Source organism: Novosphingobium sp. CCH12-A3, from assembly GCF_001556015.1.
GTDB lineage: Bacteria > Pseudomonadota > Alphaproteobacteria > Sphingomonadales > Sphingomonadaceae > Novosphingobium > Novosphingobium subterraneum.
In genome coordinates this window covers 1-7635 of record NZ_LSIA01000270.1, presented here as the reverse complement: position 1 = coordinate 7635, position 7635 = coordinate 1, and the positions used below count along the sequence as shown (strand labels likewise).

9 protein-coding genes are annotated in these 7635 nt (G+C 63.2%); 7 read left to right on the top strand and 2 right to left on the bottom strand.

Annotated elements, in window-relative coordinates; translation table 11 throughout:
• From AX703_RS28780 to AX703_RS21900, 7 genes are all read left to right on the top strand, one after another.
• Nucleotides 1-532, top strand: a 532-nt coding sequence (locus AX703_RS28780) for a cold-shock protein (RefSeq protein ID WP_062347260.1), incomplete at its 5' end; no start/stop codon positions are given.
• 172 nt (nucleotides 533-704) lie between these two features.
• Nucleotides 705-1898 (top strand): aspartate aminotransferase family protein, encoded by a 1194-nt coding sequence (locus AX703_RS21925; protein ID WP_062347256.1) that lies wholly within the window; start codon nucleotides 705-707, stop codon nucleotides 1896-1898.
• A complete protein-coding gene (gene argF, locus AX703_RS21920; RefSeq protein ID WP_062347254.1) occupies nucleotides 1895-2821 on the top strand; it encodes an ornithine carbamoyltransferase in 927 nt (308 codons plus the stop codon). Before AX703_RS21925 ends, argF begins: the two co-directional genes overlap by 4 nt.
• 3 nt (nucleotides 2822-2824) lie before the next feature.
• Complete coding sequence (locus AX703_RS21915; protein WP_062347252.1) at nucleotides 2825-3739, top strand: Hsp33 family molecular chaperone HslO; 915 nt, start codon at nucleotides 2825-2827, stop codon at nucleotides 3737-3739.
• Nucleotides 3740-3887: 148 nt separating this feature from the next.
• The gene (locus AX703_RS21910) at nucleotides 3888-4316 is read left to right on the top strand and encodes a DUF3617 family protein (RefSeq protein ID WP_230487768.1); all 429 of its coding nucleotides are present in this window, start codon (nucleotides 3888-3890) and stop codon (nucleotides 4314-4316) included.
• A gap of 67 nt (nucleotides 4317-4383) precedes the next feature.
• A complete protein-coding gene (gene queC / locus AX703_RS21905; protein WP_062347250.1) occupies nucleotides 4384-5082 on the top strand; it encodes a 7-cyano-7-deazaguanine synthase QueC in 699 nt (232 codons plus the stop codon).
• Nucleotides 5057-6649 (top strand): MFS transporter, encoded by a 1593-nt coding sequence (locus tag AX703_RS21900; protein ID WP_062347248.1) that lies wholly within the window; start codon nucleotides 5057-5059, stop codon nucleotides 6647-6649. Before queC ends, AX703_RS21900 begins: the two co-directional genes overlap by 26 nt.
• Here the strand turns inward: AX703_RS21900 and AX703_RS21895 are convergent, their stop codons facing one another.
• The gene (locus AX703_RS21895) at nucleotides 6650-7123 is read right to left on the bottom strand and encodes a superoxide dismutase family protein (RefSeq protein WP_231735654.1); all 474 of its coding nucleotides are present in this window, start codon (nucleotides 7121-7123) and stop codon (nucleotides 6650-6652) included. It lies immediately after the preceding gene.
• Between the two features lie 157 nt (nucleotides 7124-7280).
• Nucleotides 7281-7635, bottom strand: a 355-nt coding sequence (locus tag AX703_RS21890; protein WP_156452173.1) for an OmpA family protein, incomplete at its 5' end; no start/stop codon positions are given.

Sequence of the window (7635 nt, the reverse complement as noted above, 5' to 3'; positions counted from 1 at the left end):
CGGCGGTGGCGGCTTCGGCGGCGGTCGTGGCGGCGGGATGCCTGCCCAGGTTGTCGGCACCGGCAAGGGTGTCGTCAAGTTCTTCAACGGCCAGAAGGGCTTCGGCTTCATCTCGCGCGAAGACGGTGGTGAGGACGTGTTCGTCCACATCAGCGCAGTCGAGCGTGCCGGCCTTGAAGGCCTGGCTGAAGGCCAGACGCTGGAATTCAACCTCGTCGACCGTGGTGGCAAGATTTCTGCTGCAGACCTTCAGGTCGTGGGCGATGTCATCCCCGTGGCTTCGAAGCCCGCTGCCCCGCAGCGCGAGCTGACTGGCGAAAAGGCCACCGGCACGGTCAAGTTCTTCAACGCGATGAAGGGCTTCGGCTTCATCACTCGCGATGACGGCCAACCCGACGCATTCGTGCACATCAGCGCCGTCGAACGCTCGGGCCTGCGCGAGCTGAACGAAGGCGACAAGCTGGAATTCGACCTCGAGGTCGATCGACGAGGCAAGCACTCGGCGGTCAACCTGGTGCCGATTCAGGGTTGATCCCGATTGCATCGCTTCCGGTAGTCTGACCGGCGGCCTGCAACCACATACGCGCACAGATGGCGGTCCTGAAGGGCCGCCATTTGTCGTTTGTCGATTCCCCTTTTTCTATCTGGCTCGCGCAGTATTGTTGCGCCATCTGGAAACATTCGTGACTGAACAGGAGAGTTCTATGTCGATCACCCCGCTGATGCCCGTGTACCCCCGGTGCGGCGTGCGTCCGGTGCGAGGCGAGCATTGCCACCTGATTTCCGAGGATGGCACACGCTACCTTGATTTCGCCAGCGGCATCGCAGTGAACCTGCTCGGTCATTCGAACGAACACCTGATCGGCGCGATCCAGAAACAGGCTGCGACGCTGATGCATGTGTCGAACCTCTACGGCAGCCCGCAGGGTGAACATCTCGCCCAGCGCCTGGTCGACCTGACCTTTGCCGACACCGTGTTCTTCACGAACTCGGGCGCCGAGGCTGTCGAGTGCGCGATCAAGACCGCGCGCGCCTATCACTCGGCCGTGGGCAATGACCACAAGTACGAGCTGATCACTTTCAAGAACGCCTTCCATGGCCGCACGATGGCCACGATCAGTGCCTCCAATCAGGAGAAGATGCACAAGGGCTTCCTGCCGCTGCTCGAAGGCTTCAAGTACGTCGACTTCGACGACCTCGAGGGCGCCAAGGCGGCAATGGGTCCGAACACCGCCGGCTTCCTGGTCGAGCCCATCCAGGGCGAAGGCGGCATCCGCGATGCCTCGGGCGAGTTCCTCAAGGGCCTGCGCACGCTGTGCGACGAACATGACCTCGTGCTGATCTTCGATGAAGTGCAGTGCGGTGTCGCCCGCACCGGCTCGCTCTATGCCTACGAACAGTATGGCATCACGCCTGACGTGATGGCGACTGCCAAGGGCATCGGCGGCGGCTTCCCGATGGGTGCTTGCCTCGCCACGGAAAAGGCGGCGCGCGGCATGGTCGCCGGAACGCACGGCAGCACCTATGGCGGCAACCCGCTGGCCATGGCAGCCGGCGAAGCTGTGCTCGATGTGGTCGCCAACGAGGAATTCCTCAGCGAAGTGCGCGCAAAGGGTGAGCGGCTGCGCGGCCGTATCGAACAGTTCATCGGCAACTATCCAGACCTGTTCATTGGCGTTCGCGGGCGTGGCCTGATGCTCGGCCTCATCATGAAGGTCGAACCCCGTCCGTTCGTCGCCCACATGCGCGACAACCACCAGCTGCTGACCGTTTCGGCGGGCGACAACACCGTCCGGGTGATCCCGCCGCTTGTGATCGACGACAGCCACATCGACGAATTCATGGAGCGTCTTTCAGCCGCTGCGGCAAGCTACGCGCCGGAGGCGCCGGTTACATGACCAGGCACTTCCTGAACCTAACCGATGCTGGCGGCGATTCCATCGCCGCCATGCTGAATGACGCGATAGACCGGAAGGCTGCGCGCGCCGCTCTTCCCAAGGGCCAGCCAGACGCAGACGCGCCACTGGCCGGTCGCGTGCTGGCCATGGTGTTCGAAAAGAACTCGACGCGCACCCGCGTGTCGTTCGACATTGCCATGCGCCAACTTGGCGGTTCGGCGCTGATCCTTGATGCGGGTACGACCCAGCTCGGCCGCGGCGAGACGATCGCCGACACGGCGCGTGTGCTCAGCCGCATGGCAGACGCCATCATGCTGCGCACCGACGACCATGCCAAGGTCGAGGAACTGGCCCGCTATGCCAGCGTTCCGGTGATCAATGGCCTTACCGACCTGTCCCACCCCTGCCAGATCATGGCGGACCTGCTCACCGTGATCGAGCATGGCAAGGCCCTGCCCGACCTGGAGGTCGCCTGGCTGGGCGATGGCAACAACGTGCTCAACTCGATCGTCGAAGCGGCCGGACTGTTGAAGTTCAACGTGCGCATCGGCGTGCCGGAAGGTTATGAATCCGACGCTGCGATGATCGAGGCGGCAAAGCTGGCTGGCGGCGGCATCCGTGTGGTCCGCGATCCGGTAGAGGCTGTTCGCGGAGCCGACGTCGTCGTCACCGACACGTGGATTTCGATGGGCCAGGCCCATGCCGAAGCCAAGCTGGCGGCAATGGAGCCTTATCAGGTCAACGATGCGCTTATGGCCCACGCCAAGCCCGACGCCCTGTTCCTGCATTGCCTGCCTGCCCATCGCAACGAGGAGGTCACGGACTCCGTGATCGACGGCCCCCGCTCGGTCGTGTGGGATGAGGCCGAGAACCGCATTCATGCGCAGAAGTCTGTGCTGCGCTGGGTGTGCGGCCAGATTTGAAGGATGCGACGTAAGGTGAGTGAACAGGTCCAGCCGTCCACCGGTTTCGATACGGTGATGCACTTCACCCTGCCGCACAAGAATGCGCGCGGCCGGGCAGTGCGGCTGGGCCCGGTTCTCGACACGATCCTGTCTGCCCATGCCTATCCTGCGCCGATCCGTCACCTGCTGGCCGAAGCGCTGACGATCACCGCCCTGCTCGGATCACTGCTGAAGGGCGACGACAGCCAATTGACGCTGCAGGCGCAGACGCAAGACGGCATCGTCGACCTCTTGGTCTGCGACTATCGCAATGGCGAGCTGCGTGGCTACGTTCGGCATGACCGGGCACGGTTGGACGAGTTGGGTCCGGTGCCGTCGCTGTTCTCCCTGTTCGGCGAAGGATACCTGGCGATCACCTTTGACCTTGCCGCCACCGGGCAGCGTTATCAGGGTGTGGTGCCGCTTGAGGGCAATTCGCTGGCAGAAGCGTGCCAGAGCTATTTCTTTCAGTCCGAACAAATACCCACGCTGATTCGTATCGGCGTCAGCAACACCCCCGGCGCATGCGTCGCAGGGGGGCTTCTGCTACAGCACCTGCCGGAAGGCGAGGAAGGCCGCGAGCGTCTGCATGTGCAGCTGGACCATCCCGAGTGGGAACACGTCTCCGTCCTCGGTGGCTCGATCAGCGAGGCAGAGCTGGTCGATCCGGCGCTCGACCTCGAAAGCGTAGTGTGGCGCCTGTTCCACGAGGAGCCGGAAATCCGGGCCGAGACCGGTACGGCCCTCACCCGCGGTTGCCGCTGCACGATCGAACATTATCGCGACATCTTGTCCCGCTTTGCCGCATCCGAGCGCGCGGAAATGGAGAATGACGACGGGCTCATCGTGGTGGATTGCGCGTTCTGTTCGCGGGAATTTGCGATCGAACTGGACTGACAATCAGGCCTTGACCTAAAATGTGACAGCACTTTTCACATTTGGTCGCGCACTGTGACCGTTCCGTCGCGCGAAACACCGTGATAAGATCAAGCATTGAGTGAGCAACGGCACAGACGCCCGCGCTCATGGGTGCGAGTGGAGCTTCATGTCGTCACGTCTGGTCCCGCTTCGCGGCCTCGGTCGCGCCACAGTCCTGTCTGCCATTGCGGCTGGAGCCTTCGCTGCGACGTCAGGCGTCGCGCAAGGGCCTGCCCTTGCCATGCTTGATCGGTTGGAGCCGGGTCTGTGGGAAGTGCGCGCCCGCGATGAGGCCGATACCGTGCAGCTATGCGTGGACAATGGCCGGAAGCTTATCCAGGTGCGCCACCGTGGCGAGGCTTGCCGGCGATTTGTCATCGACGATGCGCCCAATATGGTGACGGTGCAGTACACCTGCCCGGCCGGTGGCTATGGCCACACCCGAGTCCGCTTCGAGAACCCGCGCCTTGCACAACTGGAAACGCAGGGGATCGACAACGGCCTGCCGTTCAACTTCGTCGCCGAAGCACGGCGGCTCGGTCCGTGCCCGCGTTGAGACAGGAAGCATAAAGTTACGCGCGAGACCATTGCATCGGGCCGGCGGCGCGGCTAGCCCATTGGCAATGTTGCAAAGCCCTGAAGTCGCCCAAGCTCCTCTCGCAGTCGTTCTCCTTTCGGGCGGACTCGATTCGATGGTTTGCGCAGGGCTGGCCAAGGAGCAGGGATTCCGCGTTCTTGCGCTGACGATTGATTACAACCAGCGGCACCGCATCGAGCTCGACGCGGCGCGCGTGATCGCAGAGCGCGTCGGCGTGGAACGCCACGTCATCCTGCCACTGGACTTGCGCCAGTTCGGCGGTTCTGCGCTGACTGCGGATATCGACGTGCCCAAGGACGGCGTGGGAGACGACATCCCGGTTACCTACGTCCCGGCCCGCAACCTCGTGTTTCTGTCGCTCGCCCTGGCTTGGGCAGAAGCTGCTGGCTCGAAGGACCTGTTCATCGGGGTGAACGCCCTGGACTATTCAGGCTACCCCGATTGCCGGCCGGAGTTCGTGCAGGGCTTCGAAGGCCTGGCGCGGATCGCCACCAAGATCGGCAGCGAGGGTGGGACAGTCACTGTCCATGCGCCGCTCCAACACCTCAAGAAATCACAGATCGCGCAGGAAGCAGCGCGACTGGGGCTCGATGCTGGCCAGAGCTGGTCCTGCTACGATCCCCTGACCGATGGGAGAGCCTGCGGCGTGTGCGACAGTTGTCGCCTGCGACGCGCAGGGTTTGAAGAGGCAGGCCTGAATGACGGAACCCGGTACAGCGACTAGCACGGACCCGACGCACCCTCAGGAACAGGGAGCGACTGCGTACAGCTGGTACGTGTTGAGCATTCTGGTGCTAGTCTACGTCCTAAATTTCGTTGACCGGCAGATCCTTTCGATCCTGGCCAACGATATCAAGAAGGACCTGTCGCTTACCGACGCGGACCTCGGCTTCCTTTACGGAACCGCCTTTGCGGTATTTTACTCGCTGTTCGGCATTCCCCTCGGCCGTCTCGCCGACAGCTGGCATAGAGTCCGCCTGATGAGTGCCGGACTCGCGTTGTGGTCACTGATGACAGCGGTCTCGGGCCTGTCGCGGACCGGGGGACAACTCACCGCCGCGCGCATCGGCGTCGGTGTCGGAGAGGCGACGGCGAGCCCGGCGGCCTATTCCCTGATTTCAGACTACTTCCCGCAAAGGCTGCGTGCGACCGCCTTGTCGATCTACTCCTCAGGGTTGTTCCTCGGAGGCGGCCTGTCGCTGCTGGTGGGGGGCCTTATCGTCGAGCAATGGAACGCGGCGTACCCCGCAGGCGGCCCATTCGGCCTTGTTGGCTGGCAGGCAGCCTTCATGGCCGTTGGTCTGCCCGGAGTGCTTCTGGCTCTGCTCGTTGCCACCCTGCGCGAGCCCGTACGCGGCGCTATCGACGGACTGCCAACGCCAAGCGTGGAGCGCCCCTTCAAGGGATTTTTCGCAGAACTCGTCACGGTGATCCCGCCGTTGACGCTGATCGGCGCTGCGCGGCGCGGCCCCATGGCCCTGATCGCCAATGTCGCGGTGGCCCTAGTCATTGCCGGTGGCGTCTACGTTCTGACAATGTTGCTTGGGCGAACGACGCGCCTGCAATGGATCTTCGTGGGGGTTGGTCTTTACGCGGTCTACAGCTGGGCAAGCGCCTTGCGGGCGCGCGACCTGCCAACCTTCCGCCTGATCTGGGGAACGCCAGCATTCCTGTGCACGACGCTTGGATACGGCATGGTGGCGTTCACTTCGTACGCCACGTCCTACTGGGCCGCTCCTTACGCCGAGCGCGTGTTCGCCATTGCCAAAGGTGACCTTGGATGGTTCATCGGCGCGCCCGGTGCCTTGGCCGGCTTCCTTGGTGTGATCATTGGTGGCCGCATTGCCGACCATCTGTACAAACGACATTCTGCCGGGCGGATCATGGTGACCTTGTTCGGGCTGATTGCGCCTATCGTCCCAATGGTCATTGCCTTCCGGACCGACAGCTTCGCAACTTTCGTCGCCATGCTGTTTGTGGCGCAGACGATGTCGAGCAGCGCGCTGGGCGGGGCCGCGGCAACCAGTCAATCCCTGGTCCTGCCACGCATGCGGGGCACTGCCACGGCCACGTTCTTCCTCGCCACGACACTGGTCGGTCTCGCGCTCGGGCCGTTCATGGCGGGCTACGTGTCGGCGACCAACGGCGATGATCTGTCGCTTGGGGTGCTGTCCACGCTTGCGGCAGCGCCGATCGGGCTGGTTCTTCTCATCGTGGCAATTCGCAGTGTCCCCGGAGCGCTGGCCAGCCTCGATCAGCGGGCACGCGCAGCCGGGGAAACCCTCGCCTGATCAGGCGCCCTGGGTAAGTACACCACAGGCAACGCGGCCACCGCTATTGCCGCTGGGGTCGGTCTTGTAATCGTCAGGCCCGGCGTGAACGACGATGGCGGTGCCATCGGGATCGAACAGGCTGGCGAGCACGGTGGCGGCTGTACCGCTGAGGGGCGCGCTCAACGTCCCGGTCCCGTCAGCTGCAACTGTGATGTTCGGAAGATCCCCCAGATGCGGACCGGCCGGGTTCATCGAGCCATGTTGGTGAGCGGTGGGATTCAAATGACCACCGGCCGATGTGAAGCCCGGAGCCTCGCACTTTCCGGTCGTATGCATGTGGATCCCATGCTGCCCGGCCGACATTCCCCGCACATCAGCAACGAGCGAGAGCGCGGTTCCCGATTGCTCGATCCTGACAGTGCCGACCGGAGCGCCCGCAGCGTCTTCAAGCGTAGCTCGTGCCAGCGTGGAAGTCTGGTCCGTCTGGTCCATCGTTGCACATGCGCCCAGCAGAAGTGAGCAAGCGAGAGGCAAGATTGCGGCCTTGGATGGCATTATAACGGTCTCCGATCAGTTGGCGCCCTAGCTGATAACGAAAAAGGGGCCGGATTTCTCCGACCCCTCGTTCTTTTTCCGGCAAAGCCAAAGCTTACATGCCCGAACCCGGACCGTACGTGATTTCCACGCGACGGTTCTGAAGTTCGCGAACGCCGTCGGCGGTCGGAACGCGGTTGTTGCTTTCGCCGAAAGCCTGGCTGGTGATCGAACCATCCGGAATACCACGCGAGGTCAGGTACGAACGGACCGACACGTTGCGGCGCTCCGAAAGGGCCTGGTTGTACTTCACGGTACCCGAACGGTCGGCATAACCGGCCAGCATGATCGGAACGCTCGCGCAGTTGCCGTAGGCGGTAACCGCGTTGTCGAGGATCGTAGCCGCCTCAGGCGTGATGTCCGACTTATCCCAGTCGAAGAACACGATGTACGGACCCTTGTTGCAGACC